Origin of the sequence: Zoogloea sp. (assembly GCF_028689785.1) — a bacterium.
GTDB lineage: Bacteria > Pseudomonadota > Gammaproteobacteria > Burkholderiales > Rhodocyclaceae > Zoogloea.
The window spans coordinates 28,600-52,507 of sequence record NZ_JAQVCN010000011.1; the positions used below are offsets into that span (position 1 = coordinate 28,600).

Below are 23,908 nucleotides of genomic sequence, written 5' to 3' on the forward strand. Positions count from 1 at the left end.
CGTCCGGTTTCCTCCCCGTCCTGCTGCCGTGATCCAGTTTCGTTCCCTCCGCCTCGCCCGGGGCGTCAAGACCCTCATCGAAGGCGCCAGCCTGCAGATCCACCCCGGCTGGAAAGTCGGCCTGACCGGCGCCAACGGCTGCGGCAAGTCCAGCCTGTTCGGCCTGCTGCGAGGCGAGCTCCACCAGGACTCCGGTGATCTGGAAATGCCCGCGGCGTGGACCATCGCCCATGTGGCCCAGGAAACCCCCGCCCTGCCCCGCCCGGCCATTGAGTACGCCCTGGATGGCGACACCGAGCTGCGGCGCATCGAGGCCGCCCTCGAACAAGCCGAAGCCAACCACGACGGGGAAGAGATCGGCCACCTCCACGGCCGTCTGCAGGAGATCGGCGGCTATGCGGCCCGCGCCCGCGCAGCGGCCCTGCTCGACGGACTGGGTTTCAGGAGCACTGATCTGGAGCGCCCGGTGGCCGACTTTTCCGGTGGCTGGCGCATGCGCCTCAACCTGGCCCAGGCACTCATGTGCCGCTCCGACCTGCTGCTGCTGGACGAGCCCACCAACCACCTCGACCTGGACGCCGTGATCTGGCTGGAGCAGTGGCTCACCGACTACCCGGGCACCCTGGTTCTGATCTCCCACGACCGGGACTTCCTCGACGCGGTGGTGAACCAGATCGCCCACATCGAAGGCCAGCGCCTCACCCTCTACGCGGGCAGCTACTCCGACTTCGAACGCCAGCGTGCCGAGCGCCTGTCCCAGCAGCAGTCAATGTTCGAGAAGCAGCAACGCGAGCGCGCCCATCTGCAAAAGTACGTAGACCGCTTTCGTGCCAAGGCCACCAAGGCCCGCCAGGCCCAGAGCCGCATCAAGGCCCTGGAGCGCATGGAGCTGATCTCCGCCGCCCACATCGACACACCCTTCAGTTTCAGTTTCAGGGCCTGCGGCCAGGCCCCCGACCCGCTGCTGCAGATCGAGGACGCCGCCGTCGGCTATGCAGACAAACCCATCCTGTCGGGCATGAAGCTGACCCTCCGCCCGGGCGAGCGTGTCGGCCTGCTCGGCCGCAACGGCGCCGGCAAATCCACGCTCATCAAGCTGCTCTCCGGCGAGCTGAGGCCCAGCGCCGGAGTGCGCAGGGAGGGCAAAGGCCTGCAGCTGGGCTACTTCGCGCAGCACGCCCTCGAAAGCCTGCGCCCCGACGAATCCCCGTTGCAGCACATGCTGCGCCTCGACCCCCAGACCCGCGAGCAGGAGCTGCGCAACTATCTGGGCGGCTTCGACTTCCACGGCGATGGCACGAGCACCTCCGGCGCCGGGGCCACCACCCCCTGCGGCCCCTTCTCCGGTGGCGAAAAATCCCGCCTGGCCCTGGCCCTGCTGATCTGGCACCAGCCCAACCTGCTGCTGCTCGACGAGCCCACCAACCACCTCGATCTGGAGATGCGCCACGCCCTCACCCTGGCCCTGCAGGACTACGAGGGTGGCATGGTCATCGTGTCCCACGACCGCGCCCTGCTGCGCGCCACCTGTGACCGCTTCCTGCTGGTGGACAGCGGCCGCCTCACCCCCTTCGACGGCGATCTGGACGACTACAAGGCCTGGCTCGCCCAACAGCGTGCCGCCGATGCCACGGCCAGCCAGTGCCCCGACAAAGCCGCCGACAAAGCCAGCCGCAAGGCTGACCGGGAAGCCGCCGCCGCCGACCGTCAGGCCCGCCTGGCTAGCCGCCGCCCCTTGCTGCGCGAACTCGAACAGCTGGAGAAGAAGCTCAAGCCCTGGAATGCCGAGAAGGCTCAGCTCGACGACCGCCTCGCCGACCCGGAGCTATATACCGGCCCCGAAGCCGGCGACGTGCCCAAGCTCCTGAAGCGCCAGGCGGAACTGAGCGAACGGATCGACGACGCCGAACTGCGCTGGCTCGAACTCCATGAGGCGCTGGAAGCGATTCCGGCGGACTGAGCGCCCTTGTGGGGTAGAGTTCATTCGACCTCCCGGCGCCGGATCATCGGCAAACCCTTGATTCATCGCCCCTGTGACCTTCCGCGACGCATTCGACACAAGCCGTCACGGCGTCTTTGTTAGAATCCGGGATTCGCCAAATCAACCGCTGTCATCTGGAGCTTCCCCGTGCAACTCGTCTGTCTCGACCTCGAAGGTGTTCTCGTCCCCGAAATCTGGATCGAATTCGCGGAGCGCACCGGCATTCCCGAACTCCGTCGCACCACCCGCGAGGAGCCGGACTACGACAAGCTGATGAAGTACCGCCTGGACCTCCTCAAGCAGCACAAGCTGGGCCTGCCCGACATTCAGAAGGTGATCTCCGAGATGGGCCCCGAGCCCGGCGCCAAGGACTTCCTCGATGCCCTGCGCCAGGATTTCCAGGTCATCATCCTGTCCGACACCTTCTACGAGTTCGCCATGCCGCTGATGAAACAGCTGGGCATGCCCACGCTGTTCTGCCACAAGCTGGAAGCCAATGCCGAGGGCTACCTGGTGAATTACCACCTGCGCATGCCCAACCAGAAGAAGGAAGCCGTGCAGCGCTTCAAGGAAATCAACTTCAAGGTTATCGCCGCCGGCGACTCCTACAACGACACCGCCATGCTCAAGGAAGCCCACGCCGGCATCCTGTTCCGTGCACCGGACAACGTCATTGCCGAGTTCCCGCAGTTCCCCGTGGAGCGCGAGTACAGCGGCCTGATGGCCCAGATCCGCGCCGCCTCTGCCCGCATCTGACCCTTCCCCCTGCGTCGGCCACAACCTGTCGGCCGGCGCACACACTGCCATGCACCGCGAACGCTTCTACACCCTCTCCGCCTCCTGCCCCGACCGCACCGGCATCGTCGCCAAGGTGTCCGGCTTCATCGCCGAGCACAAAGGCTGGATCCTCGAAACCGCCCTCCACGCCGAACCGGCCGTGGATGCCGACAAGCGCGGGCGCTACTTCATGCGCATCGAGATCCGTGCCGACTCGCTGCCCTTCATGCTCTCCGAGTTCCGCGAACGCTTCCGCCCCATCGCCGAGGAGCTCGAGATGGACTGGAAGATCACCGACTCGGCAGTGAAGAAGCGCGTGGTGATCCTGGTTTCCAAGCAGGAGCACTGCCTCTACGACCTGCTCGCCCGCTGGCAGTCCAAGGAGCTGGACATCGAGATCCCCTGCGTGATCTCCAACCACGAGACCTTCCGTGGCTTCGTGGAGTGGCACGGCATCCCCTTCCACCATGTGCCGGTCACCGCCGACAACAAAGCCCAGGCCTATGCCGAGGTGCAGCGCCTGTTCGAAGAGTCCCGCGGCGACACCATGGTGCTGGCGCGCTACATGCAGATCCTCTCCCCCGAGCTGTGCGCAGCCCACCCGAGCAAGATCATCAACATCCACCACAGCTTCCTGCCCAGCTTCGTCGGCGCCAAGCCCTATCATCAGGCCTACACCAAGGGGGTCAAGCTGATCGGCGCCACCTGCCACTACGTCACCGCCGAGCTGGACCAGGGCCCGATCGTCGAGCAGGACGTGATCCGCATCGACCACTCCGATTCGGTCGAGGACATGGTGCGCTACGGCAAGGACATCGAAAAGGCCGTGCTCGCCCGCGGCCTGCGCTACCACCTGGAAGATCGGGTGCTGGTGCATGGCAACAAGACGGTGGTGTTCCGCTGACGCTCGATCACTCTGTCTGAAAGGCCGGCCTTGCGCCGGCCTTTTTGTTCCTGGTGGATACGAAAAAACAACGGACGCCGAAGCGCCCGTTGTTTCTGACGGAAACTGCTACCGCGATCAGTTGTGGTAGGCGGTTTCGCCGTGGGAGGTGATGTCGAGACCTTCCCGCTCTTCGTCTTCCGGCACCCGCAGACCGATGAACATATCCACCAGCTTGTAGGCGATGAAGGCGACGACCGCAGACCAGACGATGGTCATGCCGACGGCGGTGGCCTGGATGATGACTTGGTCGGAGATCGAGTAGGCATCGGCAACCTTGTTTTCCACGTAGTCCCAGATGCCGGCGCCGCCGAGGGACGGTGCTGCGAACACACCGGTCAGGATGGCACCGAGGATGCCGCCCACGCCATGCACACCGAACACGTCAAGGGAGTCATCGGCACCGATCAGGCGCTTCAGGCCATTGACGCCCCACAGGCACACCACACCGGCCAGCAGGCCCATCACGATGGCACCGACCACACCGACCACACCGGCAGCCGGGGTGATGGCAACCAGGCCGGAAACGGCACCGGATGCGGCACCCAGACCGGAGGGCTTGCCCTTGATGATCCATTCGGCGAACAGCCAGGACATGGCAGCAGCAGCGGTGGCAACCCAGGTGTTCACCATGGCCAGAGCGGCGACACCGTTGGCCTCCAGAGCGGAGCCGGCGTTGAAGCCGAACCAGCCCACCCACAGCAGGGAGGCGCCGACGATGGTCAGGGTCAGGCTGTGCGGCGCAAAGGACTCACGGCCGTAACCGATCCGCTTGCCCACCATGAAGGCACCCACCAGGCCGGCAACGGCAGCGTTGATATGCACCACGGTGCCACCGGCAAAGTCGAGGGCGCCATGCTGGAAGAGGTAGCCGGCAGTTGCCGTGGCAGCCGCACCAGCATCAGCGGAGGTGTAAGCATCCGGACCTGCCCAGTACCAGACCATGTGCGCCATGGGCAGGTAGCTGAAGGTAAACCAGATCACCGAGAACAGCAGCACTGCGGAGAACTTGATGCGCTCGGCAAAGGCGCCGACGATCAGGGCCACGGTGATGGCCGCAAAGGCACCCTGGAAGACCACGTAGATGAACTCGGAGATCACCACACCCTTGGTCCAGGTGGCTGCAACCGAGTCAGCCGTGATGCCCTTCAGCAGCACCTTGTCGAGGCCGCCGAAGAAGGCGCTGCCCTCGGTGAAGGCAATGGAGTAGCCATAGACCACCCACAGCACGCTGATCAGGGAGAACACCGCGAACACCTGCAGGAGCACCGACAGCATGTTCTTGGAGCGCACCAGGCCACCGTAGAACAGGGCCAGGCCGGGGATGGCCATCATGATGACGAGCACGGCGGCGACGATGATCCAGGCGTTGTCGCCCTTGTTGGGCACCGGAGCCGGTGCCGGAGCGGCCTCAGCCGGTGCGGTGGCCTCGGCCACCTTGGCTTCGGCAACAGGCGCCGCTGCCGGGGCTGCGGGCGCTTCAACCGGCTTGACCTCGGCCGTGGCGCTTACGGCAGGAGCGGCCACCGGCTCGACAGGGGCCGCAGCCTTGTCTTGTGCCAGTACGCTGCCCCCAAAGCTGACCGCCAGGCTGGCCAGCAGGGCTGCAATTGTTTTTCTCATGATGGAAGGCTCCCTTACAGCGCTTCAGCACCGGACTCGCCGGTACGGATACGGATGGCTTGCTCAAGGTCGAACACGAAGATCTTGCCGTCGCCGATCTTGCCGGTGCTGGCGGACTTCTCGATGGCCTCGATGACCTGATCCAGGATCTCGGTTTTCACCGCGGCCTCGATCTTCACCTTGGGCAGAAAGTCGACCACGTATTCGGCACCGCGATACAGCTCGGTGTGGCCCTTCTGGCGACCGAAGCCCTTGACCTCGGTGACGGTGATTCCCTGCACGCCGATGGCGGACAGCGCTTCGCGCACTTCGTCGAGTTTGAAGGGCTTGATGATGGCAGTTACGAGTTTCATGGCTGGGTTCCTCAGGCAGACGGCCGGCAGACGGCCGCCATGCGGTTACGGGAATTAGAAGCTGCGGGTCACGGACAGAACCACGCGGTCCTTGCCCAGATCCTTGCCAAAGGCGTTGGTGTACCAGGCGCCGCTGGCGTTGGTGTTGATGTAGCTGAGGCCCACCACGGTACCGCTGAAGTCCTTGGTCACGCCCAGCTTCCAGTCGGTGTAGGAGGCGCCATCGGAGCTGGAGCCGGCAACCCGCTGGCGCCCCACGTGGCCGACCAGGTTCAGGGTCGGGACCAGCTCATAAGTGGCGGTCAGGTCGAGGTAGCCGGAGTTCTTGCTCCCCACCAAGCCGAACAGATCGCTGAAGGAGTGGGAGTACTTCAGGGTCAGGAAGGAGTAGCCGGCCGCGACATAGCCTTCCAGGGTGTTCGGGTTGTTGCCGTAGCCAGAGCCCGGGTAGAAGTACTGCAGCAGACCCACGTCGTAGCTGAAATCGCCGACGGTGTTCTTGAAGCCGCCGTAGAAGTCCATCTCGATGCTGTTGCTGACGGTCGAGTTGCCATCAGTCAGCCAAGACACATTGGAAGCCCAGGTGCCGACGTACAGACCGCTGGAGTGCGCGTAGTCGAAGCCACCCTGCACAGCCGGCTTGCGGTTGGTCTGCCCGATACCGCGGTAGATGTACTCGGATGCCAGCGTCACGTTGCTGGTGAAGGAGTGCTCAGGAGCGGCATCGGCGGCAGAGGCCATGGTCGGCAGAACAGCACTGGCAGCAATCAGGGCGGAGGCAATGACGGTCTTGCGCATGATAGGGGTTCTCCTCGTAATCAAAAGTTGGCAGACTCCACTTAGCAATCGATGTGCCAGTTTGAAATATTTATACATTTCAACCACTTAACAAACTTTAGCAAGGCGTGCTGCGGCGCAGAAAAAATGCCGCGCGCACCAACTTGGTATCATGCACCAATTGAGGGCGCCACTTTGGTGCGCCCCGCTGCGCCGGCCCTGCAACGGCGACGGTGCTAAACTTTGTGCACAGGGGTTTCATGCCCCAGCCCTTCCCCACTCCTGAGGTACGCACCATGGCCAACCCGAAAATTCTCGACGACATCGGCTCCAAAGTTTCCGAACTGCTCGCCAGCAGCCCGGCCAAAGACATCGAGAAAAACGCCCGTGCGCTGCTCACCAGCGGCCTCTCCAAGCTCGACCTGGTGACCCGTGACGAATTCGAGATCCAGCGCGAAGTGCTGGCCCGCACCCGCGAAAAGCTGGCCGAGCTGGAAACCCGGGTTGCCCACCTGGAAGCCGAACTGTCCGCCCGACCGGCCGCTTCAGCCGACTGAACCCACGCAGACATCCTGCTGTCCCAGCGAGGGCGCTCCGGCGCCCTCGTTTGCTTCCTGCCCATTTCTCTTCCAGCTCTTTTCGCGGAGACACCCTTGAAGAAAGCCCTCGCCCTCCTCGCCTGCATCGCCGCCCCGGCCATGGCCGCCCCAGTCAATTACACCATCGACGGCAACCACACCTTCCCGGTCTTCGAAACCGACCACCTGGGCTTCTCGACCCAGCGCGGGCGCTTCAACAAGACCAGCGGCAAGATCACCCTCGACGTGGCCGCGCGCAAAGGCAGCGTGGACATCAGCATCGACGCGACCTCCATCGACATGGGTTTTGCCAAGTGGAACGAGAACATGCGCGGCGAGGGCTTCTTCAACACCGAGGCGTTCCCGACCATCACCTTCAAGGCCGACCGTCTGCAGTTCGACGGCGACAAGCCGGTTGCCGCCGAAGGCAGCCTGACCCTGCTCGGCGTGACCCGACCGGTAGCCCTGACCCTGACCCGTTTCCACTGTGCGCCCCACCCTCTCAACAAGCGCGAGACCTGCGGCGCCGACATCACCGCCCGCCTCAAGCGCTCGGAGTTCGGCATGACCAAGAACATCCCCTCGGTGAGCGACGAAGTGCGCCTGGTGATCGGCGTCGAAGCATTCCGCGACACGCCATGACATCCTGATACCGCGGGGCACGCCCTGCGGTTAGACTCACGTTTTACCCAAATCGGATAAATCGTGAGTCTGGCCACCTTGACAAGCCGCGCCCTCGTCGGCCTCCTCGCCCCGGAGGTCACCGTCGAGGTTCACCTCGCCAACGGGCTGCCGGCGTTTACGCTGGTGGGTCTTCCCGATGTCGAAGTGCGTGAGGCCCGCGACCGGGTCCGCGCCGCCCTGCAGACCTCGCAATTTGAATTTCCCCAGCGGCGGATAACCGTCAACCTGGCCCCCGCCGATCTGCCGAAGGAGGGCGGCTGCTTCGACCTGCCCATCGCCCTGGGCATCCTCGCCGCCTCCGGGCAGATCCCCGCCGAGGGCCTGGCACGCTACGAGTTCGCCGGGGAGCTCTCCCTCACCGGCGAGCTGCGCCCGGTACGCGGCGCCCTGGCCCTGGCACGGCAGGCAGCCAGCAGCGGGCGCACCCTGATCCTGCCCGCCGCCAATGCCCCCGAGGCCGCACGGGTGCGCAACGTTACCCTGCTCCCAGCCTCCAGCCTGCTGGCGGTGGCGGCCCACCTGTGCGGGCACACGCTGCTGGCCCCCTATGCCGGTCCGCCCCTGGTGCAGTCTCCAAGCTATCCCGATCTGGCCGACGTGAAAGGCCAGGCCCAGGCCCGCCGGGCGCTGGAGGTTGCCGCCAGTGGCCAGCATTCCCTGCTCCTGTTCGGCCCACCAGGCACCGGCAAGTCCATGCTCGCCCAGCGCCTGCCTGGCCTGCTCCCGCCCATGAGCGACGACGAAGCCCTTGAAAGTGCAGCCGTTCAGTCGGTGGAAGGCAGCTTCCGGCCGGAGCTGTGGGGCGTCCGCCCAATACGGGCGCCCCATCACTCCGCGTCCACTGCAGCCCTGGTGGGCGGGGGCGGAACGCCCCGCCCCGGCGAGATCAGCCTGGCCCACAACGGCGTGCTGTTCCTTGACGAACTTCCGGAATTCGAACGCCGTGTCCTTGAGGCCCTGCGTGAGCCCCTTGAGAGCGGCCACATCACCATCTCCCGGGCGGCACGCCGGGCCGAGTTTCCGGCCCGCTTCCAGCTGGTGGCCGCCATGAACCCCTGCCCATGTGGCTACCACGGCCACCCTGACGGGCGCTGTCGGTGCTCCCCCGACCAGATCGCCCGCTACCGCAACAAGCTCTCCGGCCCCCTCCTCGATCGCATCGACCTGATCCTCGAAGTGCCCGTACTGCCGGCCTCCGACCTGCAGTCGGCCCACTCCGGCGAACCCTCCGCGCAGGTGCGCGAGCGGGTAGCACAGACCTGGGCCCGCCAACTCGCCCGCCAGGGCAAACCCAACGCCCATCTCGCTGGCCGAGAAATCGAGCGATGGTGTCAACCTGACGCGAAAGGCGTGCAGCTGTTACAAACCGCCATCGACCGCCTCGGCCTGTCAGCCCGTGGCTACCATCGCATCCTGAAGGTCGCGCGTACAATTGCAGACATGAACGGCGCCGATACTGTTGGCACCTCCCATGTGGCAGAAGCCATCCAGAGCCGCAGGGGCCTCTGAAACATCGTCCAATCCCATCAGGAGTTTTCTCAAGTGGCATCCAACCCGTCCGCAGGCGCCCGTCGCGCCAAGAACTGGCTCGCCTGGTTCATCGGTTTCATCATCGTGCTTGTGGCCCTGCTGGCTGGCTACACCTGGCTGGTGCTCAACTGGAGCTATTCGGCCGGTGAACGTGCCGGCTACGTGCAAAAATTTTCCCAGAAGGGCTGGCTGTGCAAAACCTGGGAGGGAGAGATGGCCATCGTTGCGATTCCGGGCAGCCTTCCCGAAATTTTCAAGTTCACCGTCCGCGACAATAAGGTGGCCGCTGCCATCAACGCCGACATGGGCAAACGCGTGTCCATCGCCTACGAACAGCATGTGGGCATTCCCTCCACTTGTTTCGGCGAAACCGCCTACTACGTCAGCAAGATCCACGTCGTCGAGTAAGAACCACGCCCTCACGGGCGTGTCGAATCCCGCAGCTCCTCCAGGTCCCCTCTCCCATGCCTTACATCCAGCTGGCGGCGCTCCTCGCGGCGCTCGCCACCGTCGGTCCGTTCTCGATCGACACCTATCTTCCAGCGCTTCACGCCATCGGCACGGAGCTCAAGGCCACGCCGCTGGAAGTGCAGCAGACCCTCACCGCTTACATGCTGCCCATGGGCGCCATGGTGCTGTGGCATGGCGCCTTCTCCGACGCCTGGGGCCGCAAGCCGGTGATCGTCGTATCCATGCTGCTGTTCGCCCTGGCGTCGGTGGTGTGCGTGTTCGCCGGCAGCATCGAAGCCCTGCTGGTCGGGCGGGCCCTCCAGGGCATCAGTGCGGGGGCCGGCATGGTGGTAGGGCGCGCAGTGGTTCGCGATCTGATGGAAGGGCCCAAGGCCCAGCGCCTGATGAGTCATGTAAGCATGGCCTTTGCTATCGGCCCGGCAGTGGCACCCATCCTCGGCGGGTGGATCCATGCGGCCTTCGGCTGGCGCGCGGTATTCATCTTCCTGGCCCTGCTCGGCCTCGCCCTGGCAGCCCTGAGCGCCTGGCGGCTCCAGGAGAGCCACCCCCCTGCCGCCCGCCAACCCTTGCACCCCGGCCCCCTGGCCCGCCGCTATCGCAGCGTGTTCTCGTCCCCCGGCTTCCTGCTGCTGAGCGTGGCGGTGAGCCTCAACTTCAACGCCTTCTTCATCTACGTGCTGTCGGCGCCAGTGTTCCTGATGACCCACCTGGGCCTGAGTGAAACCGAGTTTGGCTGGATGTTCGTCCCCGGCGTGATCGGCATGATGTCAGGCTCGGCCCTGTCGGCCCGCCTGGCCGGACGTCTCTCGGCCCCACGCACCATCCGCCTGGGCTACAGCCTGATGCTGGCGGCAGCCGCGCTCAACCTGGCGGTGAGCCTTCTGTTGCCCCCGGGGCTGCCCCAATCGGTGCTGCCGATCATGGCCTACAACTTCGGCATGGCCATCGCCATGCCCAGCCTCACTCTACTGGCTCTGGACCACTTTCCCACCCACCGGGGGCTGGCTTCCAGTTGTCAGAGCTTCGTGCAAATGCTGATCAGCTCGGTCACCGCCGGCCTCATCGCCCCGGCCCTGTGGGGCTCGGTCGGCAACATGGCCGCCGGCATGGGCATCCTGCTACTGCTCGGGCTGGGCTGCTTCATGGCCTGGTGGTGGCTGTTCCACCGGAGCACCCCGAGTACTGGGCAGGCATGAGCTGGGCCGAACACATCGACCTGTACTGTGAACGCACCGACGCCAGCCTGTGGTCGGAGCCCCTCAACGCGCTCAGCAACCTGGGTTTCCTGCTGGTCGCGGTGGTGCTGTGGAAGCGAACGGCGGACCGGGATCGGGATTTGCAACTGCTGGATGGCCTGATCTTTGCCATCGGCCTGGGCAGCCTGACCTTCCACACGCTCGCGACGCGCTGGGCGGCGCTGCTGGACATCGCCTTCATCGCCCTTTTCGTGCTGGTTTTCCACCAGCGCTTTCAAGTTCGCATCAGGGGCGCCGGCAACGGCAGGGCCTGGATGGGGACCGCCCTGTTCGTGGCTCTTGCGACGCTCTTCACGGCGGCCACCAGGGTCCTGCCGCCCCTCCCCCTGAATGGCTCGGAGATCTACCTGCCGCCCTTCGCTCTGCTGCTGTGGTGCGCCGCGACGGCCCGTCAGGCACAGCCCGCCGCGGCCCGTTGGCTGGCCCGGGCAGGTGGGTTGTTCATCATCAGCCTGACTTGCCGGGCCAGTGACACCGTTCTGTGCGACATCTGGCCCACCGGCACCCATGCGGGCTGGCATCTGGTGAATGCCCTGGTGCTGTACTGCTGCCTGCGTGCCCTGCAACTCACGCCCCACCCAGCTCCCGCTCGGCCCAATACAGGGCTGTGATGGTCTTGGCGTCGGTGATACGCCCATCAAACACCGCCTCCCGTGCCTCGGCCAGGCTCAGGCTCAGGATCTCCAGAAACTCACCCTCATCCCAGGCATGCCCCACATGTTCCAGGCCGCGGGCAATGAAAATCTCGATGCGCTCGTTGGAATAGCCGATACACGGGTGCATCACCCCCAGGTGGCGCCAGTCTTCGGTGACATGACCGGTCTCTTCCTGCAGTTCGCGCCGGGCACAACGCAGGATGTCCTCACCCGGATCGATCTTGCCGGCAGGCAGCTCAAGAAAGGCCCGCCCTACCGGATAGCGGAACTGCCGCTCGAACACCAGCCGGCCATCGGGCAGCACCGGGATCACCACCACCGCGCCGGGGTGCTTTACATACTCCCGCAGGCCTTCCTTTCCATCGGGCAGGCTGACCCTGTCCCGGAACACATTCAGCAGACGGCCCTCGAAAACGGCTTCCGACGACAGGGCTTCTTCATGCAAGGGGTCCTTCATCCCGTTCTCCATTCCAGATCTCGCTCAACACAAAGACCGCAGCATGGCACCGACACGCCGCGGCTGACCAGTCCATCCGGCATAATCGCACCACCTTGCACCCGGAACCCGGACCGTGCGCGACCCCGCCCCCGCCCTGCGCGACCACCTTTTCGATCCCAGCGGCGGCCTGACTTACCAGCTCCGCGCCTTCCGCTACCGACGCAGCCTGTGGTCCGCCTTCCATGCGACCGTAGCCGGCTGGCTGGGCGACTGGCAGCCAAACGCCCGCACCCTCGTGATCATCGGCCCGAATGCCGGCCATGCCTTGCCGGCGGGCTTTCTGGAACGCTTCGAACAGGTTATCGCACTGGAGCCGGACCCCATCGCCCGCCACCTGCTGGCACGCCGACCGGATGCCCGGCGACTGCGTTTCGACCACCTCGACTGCCTGGCCACGCCGGACGGCCTGGCCTGGCTGGCAGCGCGCTTTTCCGACGCCGCCTTTCTGTTTTCCAACGTGCTCGGGCAGGTCGCCGCCCCGGCCGATAGCTGGTCGGCCCTGCTCGCCCGTCACCTGCAGGAGCGGAACTGGGCGAGCTACCACGATGTGCTGTCCACGACCCGGGCGCCGGACCATCACGCCCCGGTGCGCGACGCAGCCTCCGTGAGCCTGGAAGCGCTTATCGCGCATTTCTGGACGCAGGGCGAGATCACCGTGACCGACCACGACACCCTGCACCTGGGCGGAGGCAGCCCCTGCGGCTATGCCGTGTGGCCGATCACGCCGGCACGCTGGCAGCTGGTGGAATGGGTGGTGAATCAGGCGTAGGTGTCGAGGGCCGAGCCGGTGGCCGGGGCGCCGCCCCCGGTGGCGCCAATCCGATAGGCCCGGGCGGGGTCGCTTGCCGTGCCTTCGTCGCGGGCGCGGGTGGCCAGTTCGACCCGCGCCTCGGCGGCCATGCTGGCAGCACGGGCGGCGATCTGGCGGTCCGGCCCCGAGGGGTCGGCGGGGGCCAGGGCAGCAGAACGGATCTTCTCGGCCCGGCTCAGGGTCTCTTCGGGCGTGCGCCCGGGGGACACATCGATGCCGACCTCCCCGCCCACCGCATAGCGACGACCGTCGGGGCCTGTCTCATAGGAATAGCTGGCGCCGCTGGTAACCACGCCCGCGCCCGCGCTCATATGAGCCATTTCGTGGGCACGTACCGCCTGATCACGCTGCTTCAGTTGCTGCAGCACGCGCTGATCGGCCTCGCTGAGACCTGCGGCATCCCCCCCAGGCGTTGCCGCAGCGGCCTCCGCCCCTGCCGGCCGACCGGCCCGGGCAGCCGGCGCCGCAGCCGACAGACTGAATGCCAAGGACGAACCCACCGGGGAAACAGACATGATCAGACACCCACACGCAACGCTTTCAGCCTAGACCCTGAAGCCTTCGCCGTCAGCCCATCCTCCATCGGGACAAGCACCACGCCCCGGCGCCCGGCTCATTCCCCCAGGTAGGCGGCCCGCACCTTGGGGTTGGCCAGCAGATCGGCCCCGGAGCCGCTGAGGGTGATCGCCCCGGACTCCATCACGTAGGCACGGCTGGAAAACTCCAGGGCCAGGTTGGCGTTCTGCTCCACCAGCAGCACGGTGACGCCCTCGGCGGCCACCGAGGCGATGACTTCAAAGATCTTCTCCACCACCAGCGGCGCCAGGCCCATGGAGGGCTCATCGAGCAGCAGCAGTTTTGGACGGGACAGCAGCGCCCGGCCGATGGCCACCATCTGCTGCTCGCCCCCCGAGAGGGTGCCGGCCACCTGCTGCAGGCGCTCCTTGACCCGCGGCAGCATGCCGAAGATGCGCTCCATGTCGGCGTCCACGGCCTCGTCGTCACGCCGGCAGTAGGCGCCCATGCGCAGGTTTTCCTCGACGCTCAGGCGGGTGAAGATGCCCCGCCCCTCCGGCACCAGGGCCAAGCCCTGGCGCAGGCGCTTGTGGGCCGGCAGCTTGTCGATGGCCTGCCCCTGATAAAGGATCTGCCCGCCGGCAGTGCCCAGAGTGCCGGCGATGGCGTTGAGGGTGGTGGTCTTGCCGGCGCCGTTGGCGCCGATCAGGGACACCAGCTCGCCGGGCGCCAGTTCCAGGTTGATGCCTCTGACAGCCTCGATGGCCCCATAGGCCACCCGGGTGTCACGCAACTGGAGAATGGGGGTGACCGTGCTGCTGGCGCTCATGCGGTCGCTCCTGCCTTGTGGGTGCCGTGGCCCCCCAGGTAGGCGGCAATCACCGCCTCGCTCTTCTGCACCTCGGCGGGCACGTCCTCGGCGATCTTCCTGCCGAAGTCGAGCACCGCCAAACGGTCGCACAGGCCCATCACCAGCTTCACGTCGTGCTCGATGAGCAGCACGGTGACGCCGTCGTGGCGGATGGTCTGGACCAGCTCGCGCAGCTTGCCGGTTTCGGTGGCATTCATGCCGGCGGCCGGCTCGTCCAGGGCCAGCAGCTGGGGCTCGGTGGCCAGCGCGCGGGCGATTTCCAGGCGGCGCTGGTCGCCGTAGGAGAGGTTCTTCGACACGGTATCGGCAAAGCGCTCGATACCCACGTAGCGGAGCAGCTCGAAGGCACGCTCGGTGATGAGGCGCTCCTCCTCCCGGGCATGCTTGGTCTGCAGCAGGATGGAAAAGGGGTTGGCCCGGGAGCGGATGTGATGGCCGGCCATCACGTTCTCAAGGGCGGTGAGCTCGCGGAAGAGACGGATATTCTGGAAGGTGCGGGCAATGCCGGAGGCCACCACCTCGTGGGGCTTGCCGGTGGGCAGCTCGGTGCCGTTGAAGACGATCTCGCCTTCTTCAGGCACGTAGGCGCCGGTAAGCACGTTGAAGAAGGTGGTCTTGCCTGCACCGTTGGGGCCGATCAGGCCATACACCTCGCCCTTGCGGATGGTCAGGGACACATCGGACAGGGCCGTGAGGCCGCCAAAGCGCTTGGAGATGTTGCGGGCTTCAAGCAGGGTGATCACTTGCCCGCCTCCCCGGCCACCCCGCCCACCACCAGCTCGGGTCGGGAGTAGCGGCTGTGGGCGGGAATCAGGCCTGCCGGACGCAGCAGCATCATGAAAATCATGGCCAGGGACAGCAGCAGCATGCGCAGCACTTCCGGGTCGAGCAGCACCTGGTTGAACACCGCCTGCTGAACCGGCACGGCCACATGGCGCAGGATCTCGGGCAGGGCGGTGAGCACAAGGGCGCCCACCACCACCCCGGCCAGGTTGCCCATGCCGCCGAACACCACCATGGTGAGCACGGCGATGGACTCCATCAGGGAAAAGCTCTCGGGCGACACGAAGCCCTGAAAGGCCGCAAACAGCCCCCCCGCGACACCGCCAAAGGTGGCCCCCAGCGAGAAGGCCAGCAGCTTCATGTTGCGGGTGTTGATGCCGATGGCCTTGGCCGCCAGTTCGTCTTCCCGGATCGCCGCCCAGGCCCGCCCGACCCGGGAGATCTGCAGGCGCTGCACCAGGATGATGGACAGCACCACGAAGGCCAGGAAGACGTAGTAGTACAGGAACAGGGAGTTGATGGTGATCTCCTCCCCTATCCGGATGGGCCGCGAGATGTCCCAGCCGAACAGCACCAGCGGGTCGATCATGTTGATGCCCTGGGGCCCGTTGGTGATGTTGACCGGGTGGTTCAGGTTGTTCATGAAGATGCGCACGATCTCCCCGAAACCCAGGGTCACGATGGCCAGGTAATCACCCCGCAGACGCAGGGTAGGCAAGCCCAGGATGATGCCGGCCAGGGCCGCAAAGACGGCCCCCAGAGGCAGCACCAGCCAGAAAGGCAAGTGCAGTTCGAAGTGGGGCGAGGCCAGGAAGGCGAAGGTATAAGCCCCCACCGCGTAGAAGGCGATGTAGCCCAGATCGAGCAGGCCGGCAAAGCCCACCACCAGGTTGAGGCCAATGGCCAGCATCACATAGAGCAGGGCGAAATCGAGGATGCGCACCCAGGTCTTGCCGAAGAGCATGGCGATGAGAGGCGCGGCCAGGGCCAGGGCGATGACCACCCAGCGGGCCGCCGCCGGGTTGCGCTTGCCGAGCCAGGGAATGGCGTTGGCGAGTTCATTCATGGGGAGATGTCCTCAGGCCCGGTCCGCGACACGCTCGCCCAGCAGCCCGGTGGGCCGGAAGATGAGCACGATGCCGAGGATGATGAAGGCGAAGATGTCCTGGTAGCTGGAGTTGAGGAAACCGAAGCTCAGATCCTCGATGTAGCCGGCGCCGATGGACTCCACCAGGCCCAGCAGCAGCCCGCCGAGCATGGCCCCGCCCAGGTTGCCGATGCCGCCCAGCACCGCCGCGGTGAAGGCCTTGAGACCGGGCATGAAGCCCATGGCGTAGTGGGCGATGCCGTAGTTGGACGAGAACATCACCCCGGCCACCGCGGCCAGGGCCGAGCCGATGATGAAGGTGGCGGCGATGATCTTGTTGGTGTCCACACCCATCAGGCTGGCCACCTTGTGGTTCTCGGCGGTAGCGCGCATGGCACGGCCGAGGCGGGTCTTGTTGACCAGCAGCACCAGGGCCACCATCAGCACCGCCGACACCACCAGGATGACGATCTGCACCGGGGTGATGAACACCCCGGCGATGGGCTCGATGGGCGTGGTGGATACCAGTTGCGGGAAGGTGTGGTAATTGCGGCCCCATATGATCATGGCGATGGTCTGGAGCAGGAAGGACACGCCGATGGCGGTGATCAGGGGCGCCAGCCTCGGCGCGTTGCGCAGGCGACGGTAGGCGGTGCGTTCGATGGTGAAGCCGAGGATCATGCACACCACCACCGAGATCGACAGCCCGGCCAGCAGCGTCGGAATGAGGCCGAGATCGGGAGCATGAAGCTGGAGCAGGCGGATCGCCTCAAGGGCCACCAGGGCGCCGATCATCAGGATGTCGCCATGGGCGAAATTGATCAGGCCGAGAATGCCATAGACCATGGTATAGCCGAGGGCAACGAGGGCATACACGCTACCCACGACGAGGCCGTTTACGGTTTGCTGGAGAAGAGTTTCCATGGAAACGACCCGAAAAAGTGAGAAGGCATGCCGGGGCGGAAACAGCGTGGGGCCGACTTCAATCGACCGTCCCCACCCCATGTCACCCCGACACCGTCAGACAGGTGTTACTGCAGGGCTTCCCACTTGCCGCTCTTGAACTGATAGACCGTCACCGCACCGTCCTTGATGTCGCCCTTGGCGTCGAAGGCCACGGTGCCGATCACGCCGGGGAAGTTCACCTTGCTGATGTTGCCGGCGTACTTGGCCGGATCGGCGCTGTTGGCGGCCTTCATGGCCTCGATGATGGCCGAGGCGGCGTCGTAGGAATACGGGGCGTAGATCTGCACGTCGGCGTTGAAGCGCTTCTTGAAGCGCTCGTTGAAGTTCTTGCCGCCGGGCATCTTTTCAAGGGGCAGACCCGGCTGGGTGCAGTAGGTGTTGCCGCTGATCGCATCGCCGGCCAGCTTGATGACTTCGCCGGTGCAAGCGCCGTCACCGGTGATGAACTTGGCGTTGATGCCGAGCTGCTTAATCTGCTTGAGCATGGGGCCGGCCTGGGTGTCCATGCCGCTGTATACGATCACGTCGGGGTTCTGGGCCTTGATGCGGGTAAGGATGGCCAGGAAGTCGGTGGCCTTGTCGCTGGTGAATTCACGCCCGGTGAGGCTGCCCCCGTTAGCCTTTACCGCCTTCTCGACTTCATCGGCGAGGCCCTGGCCGTAGGCGGTGCGGTCATCAATCAGCGCCACCTTCTTGCCCAGTCTGGTCGCCGCATACTTGCCGATGGCCAGGCCCTGCTGCACGTCGTTGGCGATGGTGCGGAAGGTGGCCTTGAAATTCTGCTGGGTCAGTTTGGGGTTGGTGGAAGCGGGTGAAACCTGGGGCAAGCCGGCCTCGTTGTAGATGCGCGAGGCCGGAATGGAGGCGCCCGAATTGAGGTGCCCGACCACACCCTTCACCCCACTGTCGGCCAGACGCTGGGCCACGGTGGTGGCGGTCTTGGGGTCGGCCTGGTCGTCCTCGGCCTGCACGTCGAACTTGACCTTCTTGCCGCCGAGCGTCACCCCCTTGGCGTTGTACTCCTCGATGGCCAGACGGACGCCGTTCTCGATGTCCTTGCCCAAATGAGCCTGGGTTCCGGTCAGGGGCGCGGCGACGCCCAGCTTGATCACTTCCTGGGCTTGGACAGCGGATGCACCAAGACCGAGCACGGCAAGGGCGACAAGGCGGATTTTCATGCGGATTTCTCCTCTGGTTTATAGGGTACGACGCTGACAAGCAACTTCGGGGCCGGGCTGCACGACAGCCCTCCTGTCACGATGTGACATCCTCCCCAAGGGAGGGACGCGCGCCCTGTTTCAGGGACGGGCTTCCCACTTTCCGGCATTGAACTGGTAAAGCGTCACGCCCCCTTCCCGGCTGTCACCACCGGCATCGAAGGCGATGTTGCCGGTCACGCCTTTGAAGCTGACCTTCTGGAGCTGGGGCAGATATTTGACCGGGTCGGTGGAGCCGGCCGCCTTCATGGCCTCCACGAGGGCGGTGGTAGCGTCATAGCTGTAAGGCGCATAGAGCTGTACGGGCACGCCAAAGCGCTTCTTGAAGCGCTCGTTGAACGCCTTGCCGCCGGGCATCTTGTCCATGGGGATGCCGGCCTGGGTGCAATACACGTCGCTGCTCATGGCTGCACCGGCGATCTTGATCATCTCGGCAGTGCAGGCCCCGTCGCCGCCCAGGTATTTGGCGTTGATGCCCAGCTGCTTCATCTGCTTGAGCAGCGGCGCCCCCTGGGCATCCATACCGCCGTAGAAAACCGCATCCGGCTGGGCCGCCTTGAGCTTGGTGAGGATGGCGGCAAAATCGGTGGCCTTGTCGGTGGTGAACTCACGCCCTACCGGCGGGGTGCCGAGCTTCTTCAGGCTATCCACCAGCGCATCGGCCAGACCCTGCCCATAGGCGGTGCGATCGTCGATCACGGCGATACGCTTTGCCTTGAGCACTTCGGTGGCAAAGCGTGCCATCGCTGCGCCCTGTTGCAGATCGTTGGCGATGACCCGGTAGGTGGTCTTGAATTTCTGCTGGGTGAGCTTGGGACTGGTGGCCGACGGGGTGATCGCCGGGATACCCGACTGCTCATAGATGCGCGAGGCAGGAATCGACGCGCCGGAGGTGACATGCCCCACCACGCCCTTCACGCCGGCGTCGGCGAGACGTTGGGCCACGGTGGTGGCGGTACGGGGGTCGGCCTGGTCGTCCTCCGCCTGCAATTCGAACCTGATCTTCTGCCCCGCGACGATCACGCCCCGGGCGTTGGCGTCGTCGAGGGCGAGCTGGGCACCGTATTGCTCATCCTTGCCCACATGGGCAATCGGCCCCGTCAGCGGGCCGGCAAAGCCGATCTTGACCACAGTCTGGGCCAGGCTGACAGAGCTGCCCGCCACCAACACGCCGGCAAAGGCCAGCTTCATCGCGCCAAGTTTCACCTGTTCATCCTCCGCAAAGGGTCTTCATGCCAGAATGGAGATTCGATTTTCTGCCCACAATGAGGTGGATTGTAACCAAGCCCGGCCGCTTTGGCGGGACGCGGGCCCATCCGGAGATCCTTCGATGCGCAGGCTGTTTTCCCTCTTTGTCGGCGCTGTCGCCGTGGCCGGTCTGGCCGCCTGCGATGCCGTCACCGTGAATGAACTCAAGCCCGGCGTCTCCACCGGCTACGAAGTGCGCGACAAGCTCGGCAAGCCCGGTATCGAGTGGCGCAACGACGACGGCAGCGTGACCTGGGAATACACCCGCCAGCCGGAAGGCACGGAGTGCTTCATGGCCACGGTGGGGCCCGACAACATCCTAAAGAGCCTCGAGAACGTGCTCACCCCCCAGAATTTCGCCCGGGTTCAACCCGGCTGGACGAAGGACCAGGTACGCCGCCTTCTGGGCAAGCCACGCTCGATCCAGAGCTTCGCCCTGAAAAAGGAAGAGGTATGGGACTGGCGCCTGCCCCCCGAATTCAGTGCCGACGTCTTCTTCAATATCCATTTCGGAGAAAACGGGCAAGTCACCACCACTAGCCGCTCGGTTCAACCCCGGGGCTGACCTAAGTCAACAGATCATTCCGGACGGATAAAATTGATTCAAGACAAGGCGTAAAACAGCCGTTACACGGGTTCTTGCCCATGCCCTGAGCCCGTCATGCGCCAAAATCTGCCAGTCACACAGAACGAGTACCCGATTGCCAAGGGTGCAGCCATCATCAGCCGTACTGATCTGGCCGGGCATATCACTTACTGCAATGACGAGTTCGTCATTGCCAGCGGCTTCAACCGCGAAGAGGTGATTGGCAAACCCCACAACATTCTGCGTCACCCGGACATGCCGCCGGAGGCCTACCGGGACATGTGGTCCACCCTTCAGCACAGGCGTCCATGGAGCGGCATCGTCAAGAACCGCCGCAAAAACGGTGATTTCTACTGGGTCCGTGCCACAGCCACACCTCTCGCCGATGGCTCGGGCTACATGTCGGTACGCATCAAGGCTCGACCCGAAGAAATCAGCAGTGCCGAAGCCCTCTACGCCCGCATGCGCCAGGACCCGGCCATCCGCCTCGATGAAGGCCGCCTCGCCGCAAGCGGCGTGAGTGCGGCGATTGCCAAGGCCCTGCCCCGCACCAGGCTGGCAACACGCATCGGGCTCATCAATGCCGGTCTGGCCGCCCTGTGCCTGTGCATCGGCATTGTCGGCCTGAATGCCACCGAACGGGCACGCCACACCATCGACACCCTTCACCAAGGGCAGGCCCAGGCATTTCAACAAGCAGCCCCGGACACCCCCGCCCGGGAGCAGCTGAAGCGCCTTGCCGATGCCTCCGAGGCTGCCCACAGCCACATCGAAGCCGATTACGGACAGACCCGGACCCTGCTGGCCACCCTGGGGGCCGGGGGCGTGGCTCTGGCCGCCATAGCCAGCTGGCTGCTGATCAGGCGCTTGCATCAGTCGGTAAACGCAGGCAAGCGTGTGGCCGAAGCCATCGCCGCCGGCAACATGCTGCAACCCCTCCCCGCCGCCAGTAATGATGAACTCGGCCAGCTCATCGTTCACCTGGCGGTGATGCGCAACAACCTGCACGAACTGATCGCGTCGATCCGCAACGAGGTAAAGGTGCTGCTCGGCAACGCCAGCAGCCTGAGCGGCACCGCTGGCGATACCCGGGTGCTGGCCGAGGCCCAGTCCGAATCCGCCTCGGCCATGGCTGCCGCCATCGAGGAGTTGTCCGTCTCCATCGACCACATCAGCGACCACGCCCGCCAGTCCCGGGAGCTGTCGGAACATTCCGGCCAGCAGGCGGCCCTGGGCTCCCGGGTCATCGGCGACGCCCTCGCCGAAATGCGCAGCATCGCCGAATCGGTCAATCACACCGCCCAGTCGGTCCGCAATCTGGAAAGCCTGTCCGGAGAGATCTCGATGATCGTCGGGGTGATCCGCGAGATCGCTGACCAGACCAATCTACTCGCGCTGAATGCCGCCATCGAGGCGGCGCGGGCGGGCGAATCGGGGCGGGGCTTTGCCGTGGTTGCAGACGAAGTGCGCAAGCTGGCCGAACGCACGGCCAACTCCACCGCCGAGATCACCTCGATGATCGAGCGCATCCAGGCCGCCACCCGCAGTGCCGCCGATGACATGGACGGCGGGGTCGAGCGGGTGAGCCGCGGCGTCGCCCTTGCCGATCAGGCCGGCAGCACCATCCACACCATCCAGGACAGCAGCCGACAGGTGCTGAGCTCGGTGGAAGGCATCACGCTCGGCCTCAACGAGCAGTCTTCCGCCGCCCGGGACATCGCCCTGCGCGTCGAACAGATCGCCAACGCCTCGGAATCCAATGCAGCCAGTGCCGCACGCATCACCCACGCCGCTGGCGAGCTGGAAGACCTGGCCCGGACGCTGGAAGCCCTTTCCGACCGCTTCCGCATCGCCTGAGCTGCCTCCCCCGGAAGGGCAGGTGCTCCATCGTGCACATCGCATGGAGCACCTGTTCCATTATTAAACACACCCCCATGCCAATTGGTGCAATGCCGCATTTTGAGACAAACCACACAAGCGACTGATAAAGAAAGAATTTCTCATCATAAGCGATGCTGATCACCCCCTGGCACGACCCCTGCTGATAAGGATTAACGCTGCGCCAAGCGTTTTCAATCCAAATCCAGGAGGAGACTTCCATGCTGTATGCACTGCCCGGTTCCGCCGACGCCAAGGTCCAATACAAGTCCAAGTACGACAACTTCATCGGCGGCAAGTGGGTCGCTCCGGTCAAGGGCGAGTACTTCGACGTCATCACCCCGATCACCGGCAAGCCCTACACCCAGGCCGCCCGCTCCGGCGCCGAAGACGTGGAACTGGCCCTGGATGCCGCCCACGCTGCCGCCGACAAGTTCGGCCGCACCCCGGCTGCCGAGCGTGCCAACCTCCTCCTGAAGATCGCCGACCGTCTCGAAGCCAACATCGAGAAGCTCGCCTACGCCGAGACCGTCGATAACGGCAAGGCCATCCGCGAAACCCTGAACGCCGACATCCCCCTGGCGGTCGACCACTTCCGCTACTTCGCCGGCTGCCTGCGCGCCCAAGAAGGTGGCATCTCCGAAATCGACGAGAACACCGTCGCTTACCACTTCCACGAGCCCCTGGGCGTCGTTGGCCAGATCATCCCCTGGAACTTCCCGATCCTGATGGCCGCCTGGAAGCTGGCTCCCGCCATCGGTGCCGGCAACTGCGTGGTGCTCAAGCCCGCCGAATCCACCCCGATCTCGATCCTGATCCTGACCGAGCTGATCGCCGACCTGCTGCCCCCGGGCGTGCTGAACATCGTCAATGGCTACGGCCGTGAAGCCGGCATGCCGCTGGCCACCAGCCGCCGCATCGCCAAGATCGCCTTCACCGGCTCCACCGCCACCGGCCGCGTGATCGCCCAGGCCGCCGCCACCAGCCTGATCCCCGCCACCCTTGAACTGGGCGGCAAGTCCCCCAACATCTTCTTTGAAGACATCATGGCGGCCGACGACGCCTTCCTCGACAAGGCTGTCGAAGGCATGGTGCTGTTCGCCTTCAACCAGGGCGAAGTGTGTACCTGCCCGTCCCGCGCCCTGATCCAGGAATCGATCTACGAACGCTTCATGGAAAAGGTCATGGCCCGCGTCAAGGCCATCAAGCAGCTTAGCCCCCTCGACACCGACAGCATGATGGGCGCCCAGGCCTCCCAGGACCAGCTCAACAAGATCATGGCCTACATGGAAATCGGTCGTCAGGAAGGCGCCCAGTGCCTGACCGGCGGCGACCGTACCCACATGGATGGCGATCTGGCCGGCGGCTACTACATCCAGCCGACCCTGTTCAAGGGCCACAACAAGATGCGCGTGTTCCAGGAAGAGATCTTCGGGCCGGTGCTGGCCGTGACCACCTTCAAGGACGAAGCCGAAGCCCTCGAGATCGCCAACGACACCCCGTACGGCCTCGGCGCCGGCGTGTGGAGCCGTGACGGCAGCCGCGCCTACCGCATGGGTCGCAACATCAAGGCCGGCCGCGTGTGGACCAACTGCTACCACGCCTACCCTGCCCACGCCACCTTCGGCGGCTACAAGGAATCCGGCATTGGTCGCGAAACCCACAAGATGATGCTTGACCACTACCAGCAGACCAAGAACCTGCTGGTCAGCTACAGCCCGAACGCACTGGGCTTCTTCTGATCCAAGTGTTGTACGTGTAAGGCAAGGTGTTACGGGGCGAGACAACTCGCCCCGTTTTTTTCGTTTACCTCACCC

Annotated in this window: 24 protein-coding genes; 13 read left to right on the plus strand and 11 right to left on the minus strand. The window is 65.0% G+C overall.

What is annotated here, in order from left to right; genetic code table 11:
- Nucleotides 1-28 precede the first annotated feature (28 nt).
- The 3 genes from PHI64_RS07540 (at nucleotide 29) to purU (ending at nucleotide 3,662) form a co-directional block, all read left to right on the plus strand.
- Nucleotides 29-1,960 carry an ATP-binding cassette domain-containing protein gene (locus PHI64_RS07540; RefSeq protein WP_299881016.1) on the plus strand — a complete coding sequence of 644 codons (1,932 nt, stop codon included), beginning with the start codon at nucleotides 29-31 and terminating at the stop codon, nucleotides 1,958-1,960.
- Nucleotides 1,961-2,128: 168 nt separating this feature from the next.
- Nucleotides 2,129-2,737 carry a bifunctional phosphoserine phosphatase/homoserine phosphotransferase ThrH gene (gene thrH / locus PHI64_RS07545; protein ID WP_299881019.1) on the plus strand — a complete coding sequence of 203 codons (609 nt, stop codon included), beginning with the start codon at nucleotides 2,129-2,131 and terminating at the stop codon, nucleotides 2,735-2,737.
- A 49-nt stretch (nucleotides 2,738-2,786) separates the two neighbouring features.
- Nucleotides 2,787-3,662: a formyltetrahydrofolate deformylase gene (gene purU, locus PHI64_RS07550; protein ID WP_299881021.1), complete on the plus strand. Its 876-nt coding sequence runs from the start codon at nucleotides 2,787-2,789 to the stop codon at nucleotides 3,660-3,662.
- Nucleotides 3,663-3,779: 117 nt separating this feature from the next.
- Here the strand turns inward: purU and amt are convergent, their stop codons facing one another.
- From amt to PHI64_RS07565, 3 genes are read right to left on the minus strand one after another with little or no spacing between them, the layout of a single operon-like run.
- The gene (gene amt / locus PHI64_RS07555) at nucleotides 3,780-5,324 is read right to left on the minus strand and encodes an ammonium transporter (RefSeq protein WP_299881025.1); all 1,545 of its coding nucleotides are present in this window, start codon (nucleotides 5,322-5,324) and stop codon (nucleotides 3,780-3,782) included.
- A 14-nt stretch (nucleotides 5,325-5,338) separates the two neighbouring features.
- Nucleotides 5,339-5,677: a P-II family nitrogen regulator gene (glnK, locus tag PHI64_RS07560; RefSeq protein ID WP_079434291.1), complete on the minus strand. Its 339-nt coding sequence runs from the start codon at nucleotides 5,675-5,677 to the stop codon at nucleotides 5,339-5,341.
- 54 nt (nucleotides 5,678-5,731) lie between these two features.
- Entirely contained in the window at nucleotides 5,732-6,475 is a 744-nt protein-coding gene (locus tag PHI64_RS07565) for a TorF family putative porin (RefSeq protein WP_299881031.1), read from the minus strand.
- Nucleotides 6,476-6,750: 275 nt separating this feature from the next.
- Between PHI64_RS07565 and PHI64_RS07570 the strand changes: the two genes are divergently transcribed.
- The 6 genes from PHI64_RS07570 (at nucleotide 6,751) to PHI64_RS07595 (ending at nucleotide 11,584) form a co-directional block, all read left to right on the plus strand.
- Nucleotides 6,751-7,011 (plus strand): accessory factor UbiK family protein, encoded by a 261-nt coding sequence (locus PHI64_RS07570; RefSeq protein ID WP_299881034.1) that lies wholly within the window; start codon nucleotides 6,751-6,753, stop codon nucleotides 7,009-7,011.
- A 96-nt stretch (nucleotides 7,012-7,107) separates the two neighbouring features.
- Nucleotides 7,108-7,674: a YceI family protein gene (locus PHI64_RS07575; RefSeq protein ID WP_299881037.1), complete on the plus strand. Its 567-nt coding sequence runs from the start codon at nucleotides 7,108-7,110 to the stop codon at nucleotides 7,672-7,674.
- A gap of 63 nt (nucleotides 7,675-7,737) precedes the next feature.
- Nucleotides 7,738-9,225: a YifB family Mg chelatase-like AAA ATPase gene (locus PHI64_RS07580; RefSeq protein ID WP_299881039.1), complete on the plus strand. Its 1,488-nt coding sequence runs from the start codon at nucleotides 7,738-7,740 to the stop codon at nucleotides 9,223-9,225.
- A 33-nt stretch (nucleotides 9,226-9,258) separates the two neighbouring features.
- A complete protein-coding gene (locus tag PHI64_RS07585) occupies nucleotides 9,259-9,654 on the plus strand; it encodes a hypothetical protein (RefSeq protein ID WP_299881042.1) in 396 nt (131 codons plus the stop codon).
- Nucleotides 9,655-9,710: 56 nt separating this feature from the next.
- The gene (locus PHI64_RS07590) at nucleotides 9,711-10,913 is read left to right on the plus strand and encodes a multidrug effflux MFS transporter (protein WP_299881044.1); all 1,203 of its coding nucleotides are present in this window, start codon (nucleotides 9,711-9,713) and stop codon (nucleotides 10,911-10,913) included.
- Nucleotides 10,910-11,584, plus strand: coding sequence for a ceramidase domain-containing protein (locus PHI64_RS07595; protein WP_299881046.1), 675 nt, complete (start codon nucleotides 10,910-10,912; stop codon nucleotides 11,582-11,584). Before PHI64_RS07590 ends, PHI64_RS07595 begins: the two co-directional genes overlap by 4 nt.
- Here PHI64_RS07595 and PHI64_RS07600 read toward each other — a convergent pair.
- Nucleotides 11,541-12,086, minus strand: coding sequence for an NUDIX hydrolase (locus tag PHI64_RS07600; RefSeq protein ID WP_299881048.1), 546 nt, complete (start codon nucleotides 12,084-12,086; stop codon nucleotides 11,541-11,543). The two genes, PHI64_RS07595 and PHI64_RS07600, sit on opposite strands and share 44 nt — an antisense overlap.
- 115 nt (nucleotides 12,087-12,201) lie before the next feature.
- Between PHI64_RS07600 and PHI64_RS07605 the strand changes: the two genes are divergently transcribed.
- Nucleotides 12,202-12,897 (plus strand): hypothetical protein, encoded by a 696-nt coding sequence (locus tag PHI64_RS07605; RefSeq protein ID WP_299881050.1) that lies wholly within the window; start codon nucleotides 12,202-12,204, stop codon nucleotides 12,895-12,897.
- Here PHI64_RS07605 and PHI64_RS07610 read toward each other — a convergent pair.
- The 7 genes from PHI64_RS07610 to PHI64_RS07640 form a co-directional block, all read right to left on the minus strand.
- Nucleotides 12,888-13,454, minus strand: a complete 567-nt coding sequence (locus PHI64_RS07610; protein ID WP_299881052.1) for a putative metalloprotease CJM1_0395 family protein — start codon at nucleotides 13,452-13,454, stop codon at nucleotides 12,888-12,890. The two genes, PHI64_RS07605 and PHI64_RS07610, sit on opposite strands and share 10 nt — an antisense overlap.
- A 98-nt stretch (nucleotides 13,455-13,552) precedes the next feature.
- Nucleotides 13,553-14,284 carry an ABC transporter ATP-binding protein gene (locus PHI64_RS07615; RefSeq protein WP_299881054.1) on the minus strand — a complete coding sequence of 244 codons (732 nt, stop codon included), beginning with the start codon at nucleotides 14,282-14,284 and terminating at the stop codon, nucleotides 13,553-13,555.
- Entirely contained in the window at nucleotides 14,281-15,069 is a 789-nt protein-coding gene (locus tag PHI64_RS07620; protein ID WP_299881056.1) for an ABC transporter ATP-binding protein, read from the minus strand. The genes PHI64_RS07615 and PHI64_RS07620 overlap by 4 nt, the downstream gene beginning before the upstream one ends.
- Nucleotides 15,066-16,175, minus strand: coding sequence for an ABC transporter ATP-binding protein (locus PHI64_RS07625; protein WP_299881058.1), 1,110 nt, complete (start codon nucleotides 16,173-16,175; stop codon nucleotides 15,066-15,068). The genes PHI64_RS07620 and PHI64_RS07625 overlap by 4 nt, the downstream gene beginning before the upstream one ends.
- 12 nt (nucleotides 16,176-16,187) lie before the next feature.
- Nucleotides 16,188-17,120, minus strand: a complete 933-nt coding sequence (locus PHI64_RS07630) for a branched-chain amino acid ABC transporter permease (RefSeq protein ID WP_299881060.1) — start codon at nucleotides 17,118-17,120, stop codon at nucleotides 16,188-16,190.
- Nucleotides 17,121-17,227: 107 nt separating this feature from the next.
- Nucleotides 17,228-18,340, minus strand: a complete 1,113-nt coding sequence (locus tag PHI64_RS07635; protein ID WP_299881062.1) for a branched-chain amino acid ABC transporter substrate-binding protein — start codon at nucleotides 18,338-18,340, stop codon at nucleotides 17,228-17,230.
- 120 nt (nucleotides 18,341-18,460) lie between these two features.
- Nucleotides 18,461-19,570 carry a branched-chain amino acid ABC transporter substrate-binding protein gene (locus tag PHI64_RS07640; protein WP_299881159.1) on the minus strand — a complete coding sequence of 370 codons (1,110 nt, stop codon included), beginning with the start codon at nucleotides 19,568-19,570 and terminating at the stop codon, nucleotides 18,461-18,463.
- 139 nt (nucleotides 19,571-19,709) lie between these two features.
- On the opposite strand from PHI64_RS07640, the gene bamE reads away from it, so the two are divergent.
- The 3 genes from bamE to PHI64_RS07655 all read left to right on the plus strand — a co-directional run bounded on the left by bamE (nucleotide 19,710) and on the right by PHI64_RS07655 (nucleotide 23,833).
- Nucleotides 19,710-20,192, plus strand: a complete 483-nt coding sequence (gene bamE, locus PHI64_RS07645) for an outer membrane protein assembly factor BamE (RefSeq protein ID WP_299881064.1) — start codon at nucleotides 19,710-19,712, stop codon at nucleotides 20,190-20,192.
- A gap of 96 nt (nucleotides 20,193-20,288) precedes the next feature.
- Complete coding sequence (locus PHI64_RS07650; protein ID WP_299881066.1) at nucleotides 20,289-22,070, plus strand: PAS domain-containing methyl-accepting chemotaxis protein; 1,782 nt, start codon at nucleotides 20,289-20,291, stop codon at nucleotides 22,068-22,070.
- A 242-nt stretch (nucleotides 22,071-22,312) separates the two neighbouring features.
- Nucleotides 22,313-23,833: an aldehyde dehydrogenase family protein gene (locus tag PHI64_RS07655; protein WP_299881068.1), complete on the plus strand. Its 1,521-nt coding sequence runs from the start codon at nucleotides 22,313-22,315 to the stop codon at nucleotides 23,831-23,833.
- Nucleotides 23,834-23,908 lie beyond the last annotated feature (75 nt).